This window comes from Saccharothrix sp. 6-C (genome assembly GCF_016695385.1).
GTDB lineage: Bacteria > Actinomycetota > Actinomycetes > Mycobacteriales > Pseudonocardiaceae > Actinosynnema > Actinosynnema texasense.
The window spans coordinates 2373487-2388484 of sequence record NZ_CP064192.1; the positions used below are offsets into that span (position 1 = coordinate 2373487).

19 protein-coding genes are annotated in these 14998 nt (G+C 74.2%); 12 read left to right on the forward strand and 7 right to left on the reverse strand.

From position 1 onward, the window contains the following. Positions 1-28: 28 nt before the first annotated feature. The 9 genes from IOD16_RS10820 (at position 29) to pcaC (ending at position 7831) form a co-directional block, all read left to right on the forward strand. Entirely contained in the window at positions 29-1459 is a 1431-nt protein-coding gene (locus IOD16_RS10820) for a PP2C family protein-serine/threonine phosphatase (RefSeq protein WP_201439921.1), read from the forward strand. A gap of 31 nt (positions 1460-1490) precedes the next feature. Further along, a complete protein-coding gene (locus IOD16_RS10825; protein WP_236594886.1) occupies positions 1491-2177 on the forward strand; it encodes a maleylpyruvate isomerase family mycothiol-dependent enzyme in 687 nt (228 codons plus the stop codon). A 233-nt stretch (positions 2178-2410) separates the two neighbouring features. Then, entirely contained in the window at positions 2411-3208 is a 798-nt protein-coding gene (locus IOD16_RS10830; RefSeq protein WP_201439922.1) for a CoA transferase subunit A, read from the forward strand. 26 nt (positions 3209-3234) lie between these two features. Next, positions 3235-3975 carry a CoA-transferase subunit beta gene (locus IOD16_RS10835; protein WP_201441305.1) on the forward strand — a complete coding sequence of 247 codons (741 nt, stop codon included), beginning with the start codon at positions 3235-3237 and terminating at the stop codon, positions 3973-3975. An 85-nt stretch (positions 3976-4060) separates the two neighbouring features. Then, complete coding sequence (gene pcaH / locus IOD16_RS10840) at positions 4061-4783, forward strand: protocatechuate 3,4-dioxygenase subunit beta (RefSeq protein ID WP_201439923.1); 723 nt, start codon at positions 4061-4063, stop codon at positions 4781-4783. Next, positions 4776-5351 carry a protocatechuate 3,4-dioxygenase subunit alpha gene (gene pcaG, locus IOD16_RS10845; protein WP_201439924.1) on the forward strand — a complete coding sequence of 192 codons (576 nt, stop codon included), beginning with the start codon at positions 4776-4778 and terminating at the stop codon, positions 5349-5351. The genes pcaH and pcaG overlap by 8 nt, the downstream gene beginning before the upstream one ends. Further along, on the forward strand, positions 5326-6714 hold the full coding sequence (gene pcaB, locus IOD16_RS10850; RefSeq protein WP_201439925.1) for a 3-carboxy-cis,cis-muconate cycloisomerase: 1389 nt from the start codon (positions 5326-5328) through the stop codon (positions 6712-6714). The genes pcaG and pcaB overlap by 26 nt, the downstream gene beginning before the upstream one ends. Beyond that, the gene (gene pcaD, locus IOD16_RS10855; RefSeq protein ID WP_201439926.1) at positions 6711-7460 is read left to right on the forward strand and encodes a 3-oxoadipate enol-lactonase; all 750 of its coding nucleotides are present in this window, start codon (positions 6711-6713) and stop codon (positions 7458-7460) included. The genes pcaB and pcaD overlap by 4 nt, the downstream gene beginning before the upstream one ends. Before the next feature lie 14 nt (positions 7461-7474). Beyond that, on the forward strand, positions 7475-7831 hold the full coding sequence (gene pcaC, locus IOD16_RS10860; RefSeq protein ID WP_123747852.1) for a 4-carboxymuconolactone decarboxylase: 357 nt from the start codon (positions 7475-7477) through the stop codon (positions 7829-7831). Positions 7832-7835: 4 nt separating this feature from the next. Here the strand turns inward: pcaC and IOD16_RS10865 are convergent, their stop codons facing one another. The 7 genes from IOD16_RS10865 to IOD16_RS10895 all read right to left on the reverse strand — a co-directional run bounded on the left by IOD16_RS10865 (position 7836) and on the right by IOD16_RS10895 (position 12545). Then, on the reverse strand, positions 7836-8366 hold the full coding sequence (locus IOD16_RS10865; protein ID WP_201439927.1) for a hypothetical protein: 531 nt from the start codon (positions 8364-8366) through the stop codon (positions 7836-7838). A gap of 106 nt (positions 8367-8472) precedes the next feature. Next, positions 8473-9171: a DUF3618 domain-containing protein gene (locus tag IOD16_RS10870; protein ID WP_201439928.1), complete on the reverse strand. Its 699-nt coding sequence runs from the start codon at positions 9169-9171 to the stop codon at positions 8473-8475. Continuing rightward, positions 9147-9782 carry a phage holin family protein gene (locus IOD16_RS10875; protein ID WP_236594887.1) on the reverse strand — a complete coding sequence of 212 codons (636 nt, stop codon included), beginning with the start codon at positions 9780-9782 and terminating at the stop codon, positions 9147-9149. Before IOD16_RS10875 ends, IOD16_RS10870 begins: the two co-directional genes overlap by 25 nt. Continuing rightward, on the reverse strand, positions 9769-10479 hold the full coding sequence (locus IOD16_RS10880) for a hypothetical protein (protein WP_201439929.1): 711 nt from the start codon (positions 10477-10479) through the stop codon (positions 9769-9771). Before IOD16_RS10880 ends, IOD16_RS10875 begins: the two co-directional genes overlap by 14 nt. A 204-nt stretch (positions 10480-10683) precedes the next feature. Further along, positions 10684-11058, reverse strand: a complete 375-nt coding sequence (locus tag IOD16_RS10885; protein ID WP_170185003.1) for an SSI family serine proteinase inhibitor — start codon at positions 11056-11058, stop codon at positions 10684-10686. 124 nt (positions 11059-11182) lie between these two features. After that, a complete protein-coding gene (locus IOD16_RS10890; RefSeq protein ID WP_201439930.1) occupies positions 11183-11932 on the reverse strand; it encodes an SDR family NAD(P)-dependent oxidoreductase in 750 nt (249 codons plus the stop codon). A 73-nt stretch (positions 11933-12005) separates the two neighbouring features. Continuing rightward, positions 12006-12545, reverse strand: coding sequence for an MOSC domain-containing protein (locus tag IOD16_RS10895; protein WP_201439931.1), 540 nt, complete (start codon positions 12543-12545; stop codon positions 12006-12008). A gap of 86 nt (positions 12546-12631) precedes the next feature. Here IOD16_RS10895 and IOD16_RS10900 point away from each other — a divergent pair, with 86 nt between their 5' ends. The 3 genes from IOD16_RS10900 to IOD16_RS10910 all read left to right on the forward strand — a co-directional run bounded on the left by IOD16_RS10900 (position 12632) and on the right by IOD16_RS10910 (position 14991). Next, positions 12632-12868, forward strand: coding sequence for a hypothetical protein (locus IOD16_RS10900; protein ID WP_201439932.1), 237 nt, complete (start codon positions 12632-12634; stop codon positions 12866-12868). Between the two features lie 193 nt (positions 12869-13061). After that, positions 13062-14048: a LacI family DNA-binding transcriptional regulator gene (locus IOD16_RS10905; protein WP_123742405.1), complete on the forward strand. Its 987-nt coding sequence runs from the start codon at positions 13062-13064 to the stop codon at positions 14046-14048. Positions 14049-14235: 187 nt separating this feature from the next. Continuing rightward, on the forward strand, positions 14236-14991 hold the full coding sequence (locus IOD16_RS10910) for a helix-turn-helix domain-containing protein (RefSeq protein WP_201439933.1): 756 nt from the start codon (positions 14236-14238) through the stop codon (positions 14989-14991). The last annotated feature ends 7 nt before the right edge of the window (positions 14992-14998 follow it).

The window sequence follows — 14998 nt, forward strand, 5'->3', positions numbered from 1 at the left end:
TGGGTCGACCCGACACACAGGAGCCGTGATGGCCCAGGGCTACCGGCAAGGCGCCGACACGGGCCTCGACCTCGACGCGTGGCGTCGCGTGGTCGACGGCTTCCACGAGGCCGTCGTCGTGCTGGACCCGGAAGGTGTCGTCCGGCTGGCCAACCCTCCCGCATCCGTGCTGTTCCCGCAGGCCCGAACGGGTTCGACCTTGCCCGACGACGCCTTCGGGCCGCCCGGTGACGGCGTCGACGGCGCCCGTCGCGGCCGGCGGCAGGAGCTGGGCGACGGCTGGGTCGCCCTCTACCGCAGCGCCGACGACTTCCTGGACGACGCGACACGCCGGATGTCGTCGCTCACGGAACGCGCGGCCACCGTGCGCGCCGTGGTCGAGCTGGCGCCCGCCGAGCACACCGTCGTGGTGCTGCCCGGCCTGCGGGGCCGGCTCGAGTGGTGGCGGCGCACGCCCGCCGGTGACGTGGTCGTGGCCCGCACCACCCGCCAGGTCGCCGGCACCGCGCCCGGCCTCACCGCCGTGCTGGAACGGCTGGTCGACCACGCCGAGCTGACCGAGCTGGGCGAGGGCCCGTGGAACGCGTCCGGGGTCGGCGTGGCCGTGCCGCTGACCGAGGGCGGCGCGCTGATCTGCTTCGGCGGCACGTGGCACGTCGAGCTGCTCAAGCGGTTCGCGGCGCGGGCCGCCGCGGCGGTCGAGGCGAGCACCCTGTTCAGCGACCGGCAGCGCACCGTGGAGGTGCTGCGGGCGGACCTGCTGCCCACGCCCCTGCCCGACGTCCTGGGCGCACGCCTGGCCGGTGTGTTCGAGCCGGCGCACCGGCGGGCGCTGGTCGGCGGCGACTTCTACGACGTCCACCCGCGTGAGGACGGCAGCGCGGCCTTCGTGCTCGGCGACGTGGCGGGCAACGGGCTGGAGGCCGCCGTGCACAGCGGGCGGGTCCGGCAGAGCCTGCACACCCTGCTCGTGGTGGAGCAGCGGCCCGCGCAGCTGCTGTACCTGCTCAACGCCGCTCTGCGCGCGGCGGGCAGCCGGCTGTTCACCACCCTCGTCGTCGGCACGATGATGCCCGTCCAGGCCGGTGGCCTGCGGTTGACCCTGGCGGCCGGGGGCCACCCGGCGCCGCTCGTGCTGCGGGCCGACGGGCGGGTGGACGAGGTGCCCGTGCACGGCGGGATCGTCGGCGTGCTGCCGGAGGTGCGGTTCAACCAGACGACCGTCGCCCTCGCGCCGGGGGAGACGTTGCTGCTCTACAGCGACGGGTTGACCGAGGCGCGCAAGTACGACGACCGGCAGGAGCTGTTCGGCGACGCGCGGCTGAAGGCGGCGCTGGCGGACTGCGCCGGGCTGTCGGCCGACGCGGTGTCCGACCACCTGCGGCGCGTCGTGTTCGACTGGCTCGGGGAGGCGGAGCACGACGACCTGACCCTCCTGGTGCTGCAAGCGGCCCCCTGAACGCGACTCGTCGCTCACTAGGATCGGGTGTGTGGAGCCACCTCTGGACGCGGTCGCGCACGCCCACCGCCGGTTGGTCGAGGTGATCGCCGACCTGACCGACGCGCAGGTCGCGGAACCGTCGCTGCTGCCCGGCTGGACGCGCGGGCACGTGCTGGCCCACCTCGCCGACGCCGCCCGCGCCCGCGGCCGGGTGGTCGAGCACTGGTCGCGCGGCGAGCGGGTCGCGCTGTGGGAACCCGGCGAGCGGGACGCGATCATCGAGGCCACCGCGTCGCGCGACGCGGACGGGCACCGGGCCGCCACCGCCGGGATGTCCGGACGGCTGGAACGGGCGTGGGCGGGCGTCGCGGACTGGTCGGCGCCGGTCGACCCGGACGAGGACGACCCGGTCCCGCCGGTGTTCACCCGCTGGCGCGAGGTGTGGATCCACCTGCTGGACCTGGACCTCGGCGTCCGCCCGGCCGAGTGGAGCGCGGAGTTCGCCGTGCACACCGTCGGCGTGCTGCGGCCGAGGCTGCCCGCCGGCGTGTCGTTGCGGGCCACGGACGTGGCGAGGTCGTGGGGCGCGGGCACGGAGGTGGCCGGCGGGGTGCGCGACCTCGCCGCCTGGCTGGCCGGTCGGCGGCCCGACGAGCCGCCGACCTCCGCCGCGCCGCTGCCGGAGCTGGGCCCGTGGCCGTCGTACCCGGCGCGGCGCCAGGACCTGCCGGACTGACCCGGCGCTCACCGCCCCGGACGCCCGACCCACCGCGCCGAGCGGCACGACCGGCTCGGACGGACTCGGCACCGGAGCACCGGCGCATCCTCTCGTGGACACCGGGACGGCAAGGGGCCCGGCTTCCGGTGAGTGGAAGATCCCGTTGACCGGGTTCCGCGGCGCTCCCTAGCGTTCGGCCACGTTCGCCGCACGGCACCGCCGGTTCCGGCCACCCACAACCGGAGGTCCGATTGGCCACCATCGCGCCCCTCGCGGAGGCCGTCGCGCACGTCGTGCGCGACGGCGACACCGTGGCGTTCGAGGGGTTCACGCACCTGATCCCGTTCGCCGCCGGGCACGAGGTGATCCGGCAGGGCCGGCGTGAGCTGACCCTGGTCCGGATGACGCCCGACGTGCTGTACGACCAGCTCATCGGCGCGGGCTGCGCCCGCAAGCTGGTGTTCTCGTGGGGCGGCAACCCCGGTGTCGGCTCGCTGCACCGGTTCCGCGACGCCGTGCAGAACGGCTGGCCGCGCCCGCTGGAGCTGGAGGAGCACAGCCACGCGGGCATGGCCAACCGGTACGTGGCCGCCGCGTCCGGGCTGCCGTTCGCCGTGCTGCGCGGCTACACCGGCACCGACCTGCCCGGCCGGACCGCCAACATCGCCTCGGTGACCTGCCCGTTCACCGGCGAGGTGCTGACCGCCGTCGCCGCGCTGGAGCTGGACGCCGCCGTGGTGCACGCCCAACGCGCCGACCGGCACGGCAACGTGCAGCTGTGGGGCATCACGGGCGTGCAGAAGGAGGCGGTGCTCGCCGCGACCCGCTCGCTGGTCACCGTCGAGGAGGTCGTGGACGAGCTGGAGCCGCGGCCGGGCGCGGTGGTGCTGCCGTCGTGGGTGGTGGACTACGTCGCCGAGGCGCCGGGCGGTGCGCACCCGTCCTACGCGCACGACTACTCGGTGCGGGACAACGACTTCTACGTGGCGTGGGACGAGATCAGCCGGGACCGGGAGAGGTTCGCGCGGTGGTTGGGGAGCGTGGCGTGAACCACGGGGACTACAGCTCGGACGAGATGATGACGGTCGCGGCGGCACGGGCGCTGCGCGACGGCGCGGTGTGCTTCGTCGGCATCGGGTTGCCCAGCACCGCGGCGAACCTCGCCCGCCGCACGCACGCGCGGAACCTGGTCCTGGTCTACGAGTCCGGCACGATCGGCGCGAAACCGGACCGGCTGCCGCTGTCGATCGGTGACGGCGTGCTGGCCGACACGGCGGTCAGCGTGGTCGGCGTGCCGGAGATCTTCAACTACTGGCTGCAACCCGGCCGGATCGACGTCGGCTTCCTCGGCGCGGCCCAGCTCGACCGGTTCGGCAACATCAACACGACGGTGATCGGCGGCGACTACCGCAACCCCGGTGTGCGGCTGCCCGGCGCGGGCGGCGCGCCGGAGATCGCCGCGTCGTGCCGCGAGGTCGTGGTCGTGGTGCGGCAGACCGAGCGGGCGTTCGTGGAACGGGTCGACTTCGTCACCTCGTTCGGCTTCGGGTCCGGGGCGGGTGAGCGGGAGCGGCTGGGCCTGACCGGCGCCGGGCCGCAGCTGGTGATCACCGACCTCGGTGTGCTGCGGCCCGACCCGGTGACCCGCGAGCTGGTGCTGACCGAGCTGCACCCCGGCGTCGACGTGGCGACCGCGCACGAGCGCACCGGGTGGGACCTGCGGGTCGCCGCCGACCTGGGCCGGGGCGAGCCGCCGACGGACCACGAACTCGCCGTGCTCCGCGAACTCACCCGCCGACCTGCCGACCCCCGCTGACCTGCCGACCCTGCCGATCTGCCGACCCTGCCGATCTGCCGGTCCGCCGGCCGATCCCCCTCGGCGCGAAGAACAGGAGAACCCGGTGCCGACCCACCAGCCGCACACCTACCGGCCGGACGCGCCGTCACACCCGCCCGCGTCCTTCCCCGAGTACCGGTCCAACGTGCTGCGCGCGCCGCACCGGCCGTTCCAGCTGCTGCCGCAGCGGCTGGGCGAGATCACCGGGCCGCTGCTCGGCGAGGACCGCGTCGGACCGCACGACCACGACCTGACCCTCGGCCACGACGGCGAGCCGCAGGGCCAGCGCATCATCGTCGCCGGCCGGGTGCTCGACGGCGACGGCCGGCCGGTCGCGGGCACCCTGCTGGAGGTGTGGCAGGCCAACGCGGGCGGCCGGTACCGGCACGACGCCGACCGCCACCCCGCGCCGCTCGACCCGAACTTCACCGGCGTCGGCCGGGTCGTGACCGACGCCGAGGGCCGCTACTCGCTCACCACGATCCAGCCCGGCGCGTACCCGTGGCGCAACCACGACAACGCCTGGCGGCCCGCGCACATCCACTTCTCGCTGTTCGGCACCGCGTTCACCCAGCGGCTGATCACCCAGATGTACTTCCCGGGCGACCCGCTGCTCACCCGGGACCCGATCTTCAACTCGGTCCGCGACCCGAAGGCCCGCGCGGCGATGGTGGCCCGCTTCGACCTGGGCACCACAGTGCCCGAGTGGGCGCTCGGCTACCGGTGGGACATCGTGCTGCGCGGCAAGAACCCCACCCCGCTGGAAGAGGAGGACGACGATGGGTGAGCTGCAGACGACCCCGTCGCAGACGGTCGGCCCGTTCTTCTCGTTCGGCCTGGTGTGGGCCGACGGCCCGTTCGTGGTCCCCGAGGGCACGCCGGGCGCGTTCCGGATCGGCGGCACGGTGTACGACGGCGCGGGCGCGCCGGTGCCGGACGCGGTGGTCGAGACCTGGCAGGCCGACCCGGACGGCCGGTTCGACCACCCCGACGACCCGCGCGGCGCGGTGCGGTGGAAGGATTTCCGCGGCTTCGGCCGCAGTGCCACGGACCCCGCGGGGCGGTACTCGCTGCTGACCGTCAAACCGGGCCCGCTGCCCGTGACCGGCGGCGGTGCGGCGGCGGACGGCCGGCAGGCACCCCACCTCGACGTGTCGGTGTTCTGCCGGGGCATGCTGGTGCGACTGGTCACGCGGATCTACTTCCCCGACGAGGAGGCCAACGCCGACGACCCGGTGCTCACCTCGATCGACCCGGCCAGGCGGGCCACGCTCATCGCCGAGAGCGAGCCACCTGGCTACCGCTTCGACATCCACCTGCAAGGGGAGCATGAAACCGTCTTCTTCGACCTCTGAGCACGGCGGCCGGTCGTCCGGGCCGCGAGAACCGGGCACCCGCTCGCTGTGGGGCACGTTGTTCACCGACCCGGACGTGGACGACGAGACGTGCGACCGCGCGTGGCTGCGCGCGATGCTGGACTTCGAACGCGCGCTGGCGATCGTGCAGGCCAGGGCCGGCATCGTGACCGAGGAGGCCGCCCGGATGGTGGTCACGGCCATCGACGTCGGCCACTACGACCCGGTCGCCCTCGGCGAGGGCGCCCTCACGTCGGGCACGCCGGTCGTGCCGCTGGTCCGGGCGATCGGCGCGCACGTCACCGCGGAGGGCCGCGCGGCCGTGCACAACGGCGCCACCAGCCAGGACGTGCTCGACACGGCGTTGTCGCTGGTCGCCTTCCGCGCCCTCGGGCCGATCCTGGACGGGCTGCGCGGCGTGGCCGCCGAGTGCGAACGGCTCGCGCGGCGGCACCGGGACACGCTGATCGCCGGCCGCACGCTGACCCAGCACGCGCTGCCCACCACGTTCGGGCTCAAGTGCGCGGGCTGGCTGGTCGCGGTGGACGAGGCCGAGGCGGCGCTGACCCGGGTCCGCACGCGGCGGCTGGCCGTGCAGTTCGGCGGCGCCGCGGGCACGCAGGCCGCGGTGCGCTCGGGCGTCGACCTGACCGGGCAGCTGGCCGACCAGCTCGGCCTGGTCGCGCCGCTGATCCCCTGGCACACCAACCGGACCAGGGTGGCGGAGCTGGCGGGCGCGCTCGGCGAGGCGTCCGGGGTGCTGGCCAAGATCGCGCAGGACGTGGTGCTGCTCGCGCAGACCGAGGTCGCCGAGGTGGCCGAGGCCGACGGCGGCACGTCGTCGGCGATGCCGCACAAGCACAACCCGGTCCGCGCGGTGCTCGTCACCGCGTGCGCCCGCCGCGTGCCGGGCCTGGTGGCGACCGTGCTGTCGTCGATGGCGCAGGAGCACGAACGCGCGGCCGGCGCGTGGCACAGCGAGTGGCAGACCGTCACCGAGCTGCTGCGGCTGGTCGGCGGCGCGGTGCGCGGCACCCGTGAGCTGCTGTCGCGGCTGCGCGTCGACCCGGAGCGGATGCGCCGCAACCTCGACCTGACCGGCGGGCTGCTGATGGCCGAGAACGTGGCCGTGCGGCTGGCCGACCGGATCGGCCGGTCCGAGGCGCAGGAGCTGGTCGCCGAGGTGTGCCGCACCGCGGTGGCGGCCGGGCGGTCGTTGCGCGACGCGCTGCTCGCCGACCTGCGGATCGGCTTGTCGGAGAAGGAGATAGACGACGCGCTCGACCCGGCCGGGTACACCGGCAGCGCGGGCGAGTTCACCGACCGCGCCCTCGCGGCGCACCGGGGGAGGAACCGGCCGTGAAGCCGCACTACGAGCTGAGCGGGCCGCCGGACGCGCCGGTCCTCGTCCTGGGCAACTCGCTCGGCACCACGACCGCGTTGTGGGACCGGCAGCTGCCCTTGCTGCACCGGCGGTTCCGGGTGCTGCGCTACGACCACCGCGGTCACGGCGGTTCCGGGGCGGAACCCGGCCCGTACCGGATCGACGACCTCGCCGACGACGTGCTGGAGCTGCTGGACGCGCTGGGGCTGGCCCGCGTGTCGTACTGCGGCGTCTCGATGGGCGCCATGGTCGGCATGTGGCTGGCCGGGCACGCGCCGGAGCGGATCGAGCGGCTGGTGCTGTGCTGCACGGCGGCCGGGTTCCCGAGCGCGCGGATGTGGCTGGACCGGGCGGCGGCCGTGCGGTCGGCCGGCACCGGCGCCGTGGCGTCGGCCGCGGCGGCCCGCTGGTTCACCCCGGCGTTCCGCGCCCGGTCGCCCGAGGTGGCGGCCGCGTTCGAAGCCGGTCTGTCCGAAGTGGACGACGAGGGTTACGCGGGGTGCTGCGAGGCGTTGGCGGTGATGGATTTGCGGTCCGTGCTGCCGGTGATCGAGGCGCCGACGGCGGTCATCGCGGGCACCGCCGACGAGGCCACGCCGCCGGCGTGCGGGCGCTTCATCGCCGACTCGGTGCCGGGCGCGTCGTTCCACCTCGTGCCGGGGGCGCACCTGGCGAACGTGGAGGCCGCCGACGAGGTGTCGGCGATCCTGGAGGCGCACCTGTGAGCCACGACGAGGGCATGCGCGTGCGGCGGGAGGTGCTCGGCGACGAGCACGTGGACCGGGCGGTCGCGGACACCGACGCGTTCACCGCCGACTTCCAGGACTTCATCACCCGCTACGCGTGGGGCGAGGTGTGGACCCGGCCGGGTCTGGACCGCCGGGTGCGGTCGTGCGTCACGCTGGCGATGCTCGCCGTCCTGGGGCAGGAGCACGAGCTGGCGATGCACGTGCGCGCGGCGGTGCGCAACGGCGTGACGGCGGAGGAGATCAAGGAAGTCCTGCTGCAGGTGGGCGTCTACGCGGGCCTGCCCGCCGCGAACCGCGCCTTCGCCGTGGCCCGGCCGATCCTGGCGGACCTGCCGGCGGAGCCCTGACGCGTCAGCGCGCCACCGCGGCCACCGCGCCGACGACGGCGCTCAGCAGCAAGGTCGCGCCCATCACCGGGCCGACCAGCCGGCTGCTCGTCAGCCCGTCGCGGCGCAGGCGGGGGAGCAGGGAGCACAGCAGGGCCAGTTGGGCGAAGCCCACGACGGCCACCGCCCAGTCCTCCAGCAGCACGGCGAGCGGCAGGAAGTGCGCGGCCACGACGGCTGCCACCCACCACGCCGTCCAGCGGGACGCGCGGCGTCTCGCGAGGACCAGGCCGCCGACGCCGGCGGCGACGACCTCGACCGCGACGAGCAGGCCGAACCAGCCGTACCTGCCTTCCAGCGCGGTCGGCTCGCCCCAGTTCAGGCCGGTGAGCGCGCCGAAGCCCAAGGCGATCACGACACCGAGGCCGGACCCCAGGCCGAGCCACCCGCGCCACGCCTTCGGCGGGTCCTCCTGCGCCCAGCCGAACCACACGAAGGCCATGAGGCCGAACCACGCGGTGGTGAAGTGCTGGTCGCGCAGGAACTCGGTCGTCATCGCCGGGACGCTACCGTTCCATCGGCGACCGATGGAACGCTTTCGCCGAACCGCACGCCGACGGCGCCGGCCCCCGGTCGAGGGCGGCGCCGTCGGCGGCTCGGGGTCAGGTGCCGCGAGCCTCGGACTTGACCTGCTGCCCGGCCTCGCGGGCGTGCTGGCCGACCTCCTGGGCCGAGCCCTTGGCCTGCTCCACGGTCGTCTGCGTGGCGTCCTGCGCGACCTGCTTGACCTGGTCGGCGGCCTCGCCGACCACCGCGCTCGCGTCGTCCTTCAACTTCTGGGCGGACTCCGTGAGCGCCTCCTTCACCGGCTCCAGGGCGCTGCCCGCGCGTTCGCCGAGCTGCCGGACGGCGTCCTGCTCGGCCCGCGTCGCCGGGATCAGCGTGGCGACCAGCGCGCCCGCGCCGAACGCGATCAACCCCGCCGCGAGCGGGTTGCCGCGCGCCTGCTGCCGTGCCTGGTGGGGCGCCTGCTGCACGGCGTGCGCCGCCTCCTGCGCCTTCTCGCCGACGGCGGTCGCGGCTTGCTGCGCCTTGTCGCCGACGGTGGAGGCGGCGTCGTGCGCGCGCTCGCCGACCGCGTTCGCCATGCCCGCCGTGCGGTCCTGCACCGTCGTCGCGGTCTCCGGAACCGTGCCCATCACTCGCTCCTTCAACGTGCTCATCCGGTGCCGGACCCGGTCGGCCCGGCGATGCGCGATGTTGCGCGGCCTGGCGTGGTCGACGATCCGGTTCGCGTCCGCCACCAGCTCGGCGCGGGTCCGGTCGATGTCGTGCCTTATCTGGTCGGGTGACGGGCCCATTCCGCGTCCTCCTTCAGGGTTTCGATGGTGCGCTCCGGCTTGGGGTTCACCTTGCGCAGTCGGGCGCGGCCGGTGGAGTACAGGGCGAATCCGCCGATGCCCCACAGCACGGCGACGACGAGCGTCGCCCAGCCCAGGCCCATGAAGCTGCCCAGGCCGAACGCCAGCGCGAAGCTGAGCAGGACCGCGGTCATGTAGCCGGCGAACCCGGCCGCGCCGAGCATCCCGGCCGCCTTGCCCGCCTTGGTGGCCTCCTGCCGGATCTCGGCCTTGGCGAGTTCGAGCTCCTGGCGCATCAGCCGGGACAGGTCCTCGGCCAGGTCACCGACGAGCTGGCCCAGCGTGGGCTCCTCCTCGTCGGCCGGCGGCACGGCTCCTCGTGGCGGCACGGCTCCGAGCGGCGGTGTCGCCCCGGTCGGCGGGACGGCGCGGGGGTGCGGCGCGGCGCCGGTCGGTGGCATGGCCCCGGTCGCGGGCACCGTCCCGGCGAGCGGCACCGGCTCCGTGACGGGCACGCCCCCGCTCGGCGCGCGGCTCGGCGGCACGTGGCTCCCCGGCCCCTGGCCGTCGGGCACGCGATCGCCGGTCATCCGGGTCTCAGCGCTGGACATACGGCGATCCCTCCGGCTGGTAGGGGGCGCGCGGGGACGGCGCGTGGTGGTCGGCCGGCACCTGCGGCGCGGGCATCCCGTACTCGGGCGGCACCGGCGACGGCGAGGAAGGCGTCGAGGTCGGCAGCGGGGCCGCGGTCGGCGTGCTCACCTGCGTGCTCACCGGCGTGGTCGGCACGTGGTCGGTGTACCCGCGCTGGGGCTGCGCCTGCCGGTCGTCGTTGCCGGCGCTCATGCTCTTCGCGGCGCGGGCGACCAGGAAACCGGCCACCGCCGCGCCGATCAGGAACGTGCCCGGCTTGCGCCGCGCGAAGTCCTGCGCGGAGTCGAGCAGCCCGCGCGCACCCCGTTCGTCGAGGTAGCGCGCCGCCTGCCGGCCGGCGTCGGAGACCTGGCGCAACGCGCCCGCGGTCAGCGAGTCGGGGCCGGAGCCGTCGGCCATCGTGCCCAGCTCGTCGGCGATCCGGTCGATCTGCCGCGACACCCGGCGCGCCTGCTCCTCGGCCTCGGTCGCGACCCGTTCCCGCATGTCGTGCACCACGTGCTTGGCCTGGCCCGTCGCCTCGTGGGCCACCTGCCCGACCTGGTCGCGCGCAGTCGAACGCACCTCTCCGGCGGCCTGCCTGGCGTGCTGAGCCACGGCTGCGCCCTCCTGCCCGGCGGTCTCGCGGACCGCGCCCACCTGGTTCTCGTCCACGACTGACTCCTCAAGGTCGGCGTGCTCTCGCCTACCCACCTACCCCCGTGGCGGAGGGCTAACCACCTTCGCAACCACAATCGTCCCGGTGCGCGGCGCCGCTCACGCGCGGGCGCGAAATGATGGCAAAATATGCGACGACCCCGCGGCCGGGGTGCGGCCGCGGGGTCGTCACGGGTAGTGGGTGGTCAGTGGGTCACCTGGTCAGAACGAGAAAACGGCGCCGGTCTCCTGCTCCATCACGCACCGGTTCGCGAATTCCTCCACGTACTGCACGGGCGTGCCGCGCCACGAGCCGAACGCGACCACGGTCACCGGCCGGTAGTCGAAGGTGCACACCTGCGGTTCGGTGCCGGCCAACTGCGTGAAATCACCGTCGGCGGCCTCGATCTCACCGCACGCCGCCTGCGCGGCCCGATGCTCTCCGGCAGCCGGATCGCAGGTCAGCCGGGTGCTGTCGACTCCGGTCTCCTCCTGGTAGACCGCCAGCACGAGGTCCGTCTCCGAGGGCGCGGCGGATGCCGTGCCGGTGGCGATCAGCGGAGCGGCCAGCAGGCCGGACGCGAACAGGGAAGCCATGAGGGTTCGTGTTCGTCGCATGGCACCGGGGTGACCCGATCGAGTGGCGGGTATTCGCTCGAATTCCCATCTCACCGGGATGTCGTAATCTGTGAATTAACATTTCCAATTCGTCGGGAATAGCTCACCAAGTGGGTCGGGCGCTCATCCCGCCGTCCACTACCAGGTCATTTCCGGTGAGCCAGGACGCCATCGGCGAGGCGAGGAAAACGCAGGCGTCGCCAACGTCCTCGGGTCGACCGAGCCGACCGAGCGGCGCGGCCCCGGTCCACCGGGCGACCCCGTCGGGCCAGTCCTCGGCGAGCCCGGGGCGGTCGACGAGGCCGGGGGAGACGGTGTTGATGCGGATGCCGCGCGGCCCGTACTCCAGCGCCGCCGACCGCGCGTGCATGATCAGGGCGGCCTTGGACGCGCTGTAGTGCGCGTGCCCGACGGCGGGGTGCGTGCCCTCGATCGAGGCGATGTGGGTGACCGACCCGCCCGCCGGCAGCACTTCCGCGGCGGCCTGCGTGCAGGAGAAGGCACTGGTGAGGTTCACGTCCACCACCGCGCGCCACTGTGTGGCCGTCATGCCCGCGAGCTCCTGCACCGGCTGCACGCCCGCGTTGTTCACCACGGCGTCCAACCCGCCGCACCACTCGGCGGCCGCGCGCACCAGCCGCCGGCACTCGTCCTCGTGGGCCAGGTCGGCGCGCATCCCGACCGCCCGCCCACCGGCCGCCGCGATCTCCTCGACGAGCGCCGTCACGTCACTGCGCCTGCTGTGCGCCACCACCGCCGCCCCGGCCCGCGCGAACCGCAACGCGATCCCGCGCCCGACGAGCCCGCCGGCCCCGGTGACGAGCGCGACCTTGCCCGCGAGAAGTCCTGTCACGGCGCGGAGAGTAGTGCTCGACACCGCGACCGGCGATCCGGTCCGCCACCGGGTGCGTGGCGACGTCCTTCGCTCAGACCGGGATCAGCGGGGTGTGTGGTCCGTCGGGCAGCTCCACGCGGATCTCGTCGCCGGGGCGGATCTCGCCGCCCGTCAGGACGATCGACATGATGCCGGCCTTGCGCACCACGTCGCCGTGCTCGTCGCGGCCGACGACCTGCTTGAGCAGGCCGTCCTGGAAGGCTTCGATCTGCGGGCACGGGTTGCGCAGGCCGGTCACCTCGACGACGGCGTGCGGGCCCAGGCGCAGTCGGGTGCCGGTCGGCAGCGAGAGCAGGTCCACGCCCCGCGTGGTCACGTTCTCGCCCAGTTGGCCCGGTGCGACCCGGAACCCGGACGAGGCCAGCTCGTCGTGCAGCTCGGCGTGCATCAGGTGGACCTGGCGGAGGTTCGGCTGGGTGGGGTCGCGCTTCACGCGCGAGCGGTGCTTCACGGTGACGCCCTGGTGCGCGTCGCCCTCGACGCCGAGCCCGGCGAGCAGGGTGATCGACTCCCCGGTGGGCTTGGTGAAGGTGTGCTCCGCGCTCCGGCTGACGGCCGTGATCGTCCCCATGCGACCGACCCTACCGGGGTAAGAGTTCCGGGCGCTGCGGCGATATGCCTGGTGAAGGATCTTTTCTGGGGATGACGGTGACCATCATGGATGACGAGTTGAACTTCCGGGCACGGGCGTTGTTGCGGGCGGTCGCGGCGGGTCGCGCCGAGGTGACGCGCAGCTGCGAGCCCGACCTGAAGGTCGACGGGCTGCTGTGCAGCGACCAGGGCGCGGCGCGGGAGCTGGCGCACGCCGGGCTGCTGCGCCCGGCCCGACGTGACGGGTCCGGGCTTTGGGTCCCGGCCGAGCTGACGGCCGCGGGCCGCGCGGTGCTCGCCTGACCGCGGCGGTCCGGGCCGCGACGACCGCACCGGACCGGTGGACCCGAATGGGGCGCGCCTGACCGGTGTGTCCGGGTCGTCCCCCGGACGCCCACTCTTGACGCTGCGTGCACGTCGCGGTTGACTGCGTGTCCGTAACCGGTTTCGGTACCGGTTACGGGGTCACCGTTGACCGTAGTCCGAGGAGTGCACCGTGCGAGTCACGATCGCCGAAGTCGCCCAACGCGCCCAGGTCAGCAAGGCGACCGTGTCCCGCGTCCTCAACGGCAAACCGGACGTCGACGCGGCGACGGCGGCCCGGGTGCGCCAGGTGATCGCGGACGTCGGGTACGTGCCCAGCGCCCGCGCGGTCGGGTTGGCGCGCGGGCGGGCGCGGACGGTCGGCATGCTGGTGCCGTCGTTGACCTGGCCGTGGACCGGCGAAGTGGTGCAGGGCGCGGTGGACGAGCTGGAGGCCGAGGGGTACGGGCTGCTGCTCTACACGGTCAACCGCGGCGCGGAGTCGCTGGCGCAGTTCGCCAGCCACGTGTCCGCGAAGGCGTTCGACGGGCTGCTGGTGATCGAGCCGCCGGACACGCTGAGCTACATCGAGACCCTGCACGACCAGGGGCTGCCCGTGGTGATGATCGACGACCGGGGCAGCCGTCCCGGGTTCCCGTCGGTGTGCACGACGAACCGCGAGGGCGCGCAGGCGGCGGCGCAGCACCTGATGGCGGCCGGCCGCACGGGCTTCGCCGTGGTGACCGGGCCGTCGAACTTCGGCTGTGTGCGGGAACGGCTGGACGGGTTCCTGGACGCGCTCGGGGACGCGGGCGTGCACGTGGACCCGAGGCTGGTCGTCGAGGGCGACTTCGGCACCGACCGCGGCGCGGTGGCGACCGAGAAGCTGATGGCCACCGGGTTGCGCTTCGACGCCGTCTTCGCGCAGAACGACCTGTCCGCGCTGGGCGCGATGAGGGCGTTGGCCGCCGCCGGCCGGAAGGTGCCCGACGACGTCGCGGTGGTCGGCTTCGACGACATACCGATCGCCGCCCACGCCGAGCTGACGACCGTGCGCCAGCCGATGAGGGAGATGGGCGAGGCCGCCGCGCGGCTGCTGCTGTCGCGGCTCGAGGGCGCGGCGCCGACGCGGGAACCGGTCGTGCTGCCCACGACCTTCGTCGCCCGCCGTTCGGGCTGATCGCTCACCCGTTATCAGGAACGCTATCGCCGTGCGTTAGCCCGGATGTCGGTGCCGAGCGCTCCCTATTGGTCCGTCTGGACGGGTGCACGCTCATGTGGCGGTTGGTTGACTCGAAGCCGTGTACCAGGCTCGTCACCGACCGTGACGAGCTGTGCATCGTCGCAGAACCCTGGGGGAAGTGTTCATGGCACCGCAATCGGAGTTATCGCATCCTGCCCCGCTCATCCCGGCCCAACCCGACCACCGCGTCCACGTGCGCTTCGACGGCGACGTGCCGGTGGGCGGCGAGGGGCAGGAGCCGGCGGGGACCACCCACCTGGCGGCCGTCACCGTCGACTTCACCACGTGCGCGGACGGGCCGGACCGGCGCAGACAGGTCTGCGCCGACGTGCTGGACCGCTGCACGGGCCACCTGGTCACGCCGGGCTGCGTGACCGCGCTGGTCTCCGGCACGTCGACCCGCACCGTCCGCGCCGAGCAGGACCGGCTGGTGCGCCGGCTGGAGAAGCTGGTCGCGAACCTGCCGATCGGGGTCTCCCGGGTCGGCCGGGGGACCGAGCGGGACGAGCTGGTGGCCGAGGCCCGCCGGGCGGCGACCTACGCGAGCCTCGCCCTGGCCGCCAGCCCGACCAGCGTGGACGCGCACCCGCTGGAGGAGGCGATGCTCGCCAACGGCGAGCTGACCTCCACGATGACGGCGCTGCTCGACCCGCTGGCCGACCACCAGGACTTCATCCACACGCTGTACCTGTACCTGGCGTTCGACCGGGACCGGCAGCGGGTGGCGCGGCACCTGACCGTGCACCCGCGCACGGTGGACTACCGGCTGCGCCGCATCGCCGCGCTGACCGGCCTGCACCCGCAGACGGTCTCCGGCGCGGGCAAGCTCCTCGCCGCGCTCATCAGCCGCACGCACCGCCGGCTCGCGCCGCAGCGCTGAGGCGGCG

What these genes read in the sequence shown, in the direction of transcription:
- IOD16_RS10820 (WP_201439921.1), top strand. Translation starts at nt 29, where the DNA reads ATGGCCCAGGGCTACCGGCAAGGCGCCGACACGGGCCTCGACCTCGAC.
- IOD16_RS10835 (WP_201441305.1), top strand. Translation starts at nt 3,235, where the DNA reads ATGATGACGGTCGCGGCGGCACGGGCGCTGCGCGACGGCGCGGTGTGC.
- pcaG (WP_201439924.1), top strand. Translation starts at nt 4,776, where the DNA reads ATGGGTGAGCTGCAGACGACCCCGTCGCAGACGGTCGGCCCGTTCTTC.
- pcaB (WP_201439925.1), top strand. Translation starts at nt 5,326, where the DNA reads ATGAAACCGTCTTCTTCGACCTCTGAGCACGGCGGCCGGTCGTCCGGG.
- pcaC (WP_123747852.1), top strand. Translation starts at nt 7,475, where the DNA reads ATGCGCGTGCGGCGGGAGGTGCTCGGCGACGAGCACGTGGACCGGGCG.
- IOD16_RS10865 (WP_201439927.1), bottom strand. Translation starts at nt 8,366, where the DNA reads ATGACGACCGAGTTCCTGCGCGACCAGCACTTCACCACCGCGTGGTTC.
- IOD16_RS10870 (WP_201439928.1), bottom strand. Translation starts at nt 9,171, where the DNA reads ATGGGCCCGTCACCCGACCAGATAAGGCACGACATCGACCGGACCCGC.
- IOD16_RS10875 (WP_236594887.1), bottom strand. Translation starts at nt 9,782, where the DNA reads ATGTCCAGCGCTGAGACCCGGATGACCGGCGATCGCGTGCCCGACGGC.
- IOD16_RS10885 (WP_170185003.1), bottom strand. Translation starts at nt 11,058, where the DNA reads ATGGCTTCCCTGTTCGCGTCCGGCCTGCTGGCCGCTCCGCTGATCGCC.
- IOD16_RS10895 (WP_201439931.1), bottom strand. Translation starts at nt 12,545, where the DNA reads ATGGGGACGATCACGGCCGTCAGCCGGAGCGCGGAGCACACCTTCACC.
- IOD16_RS10900 (WP_201439932.1), top strand. Translation starts at nt 12,632, where the DNA reads ATGGATGACGAGTTGAACTTCCGGGCACGGGCGTTGTTGCGGGCGGTC.
- IOD16_RS10910 (WP_201439933.1), top strand. Translation starts at nt 14,236, where the DNA reads ATGGCACCGCAATCGGAGTTATCGCATCCTGCCCCGCTCATCCCGGCC.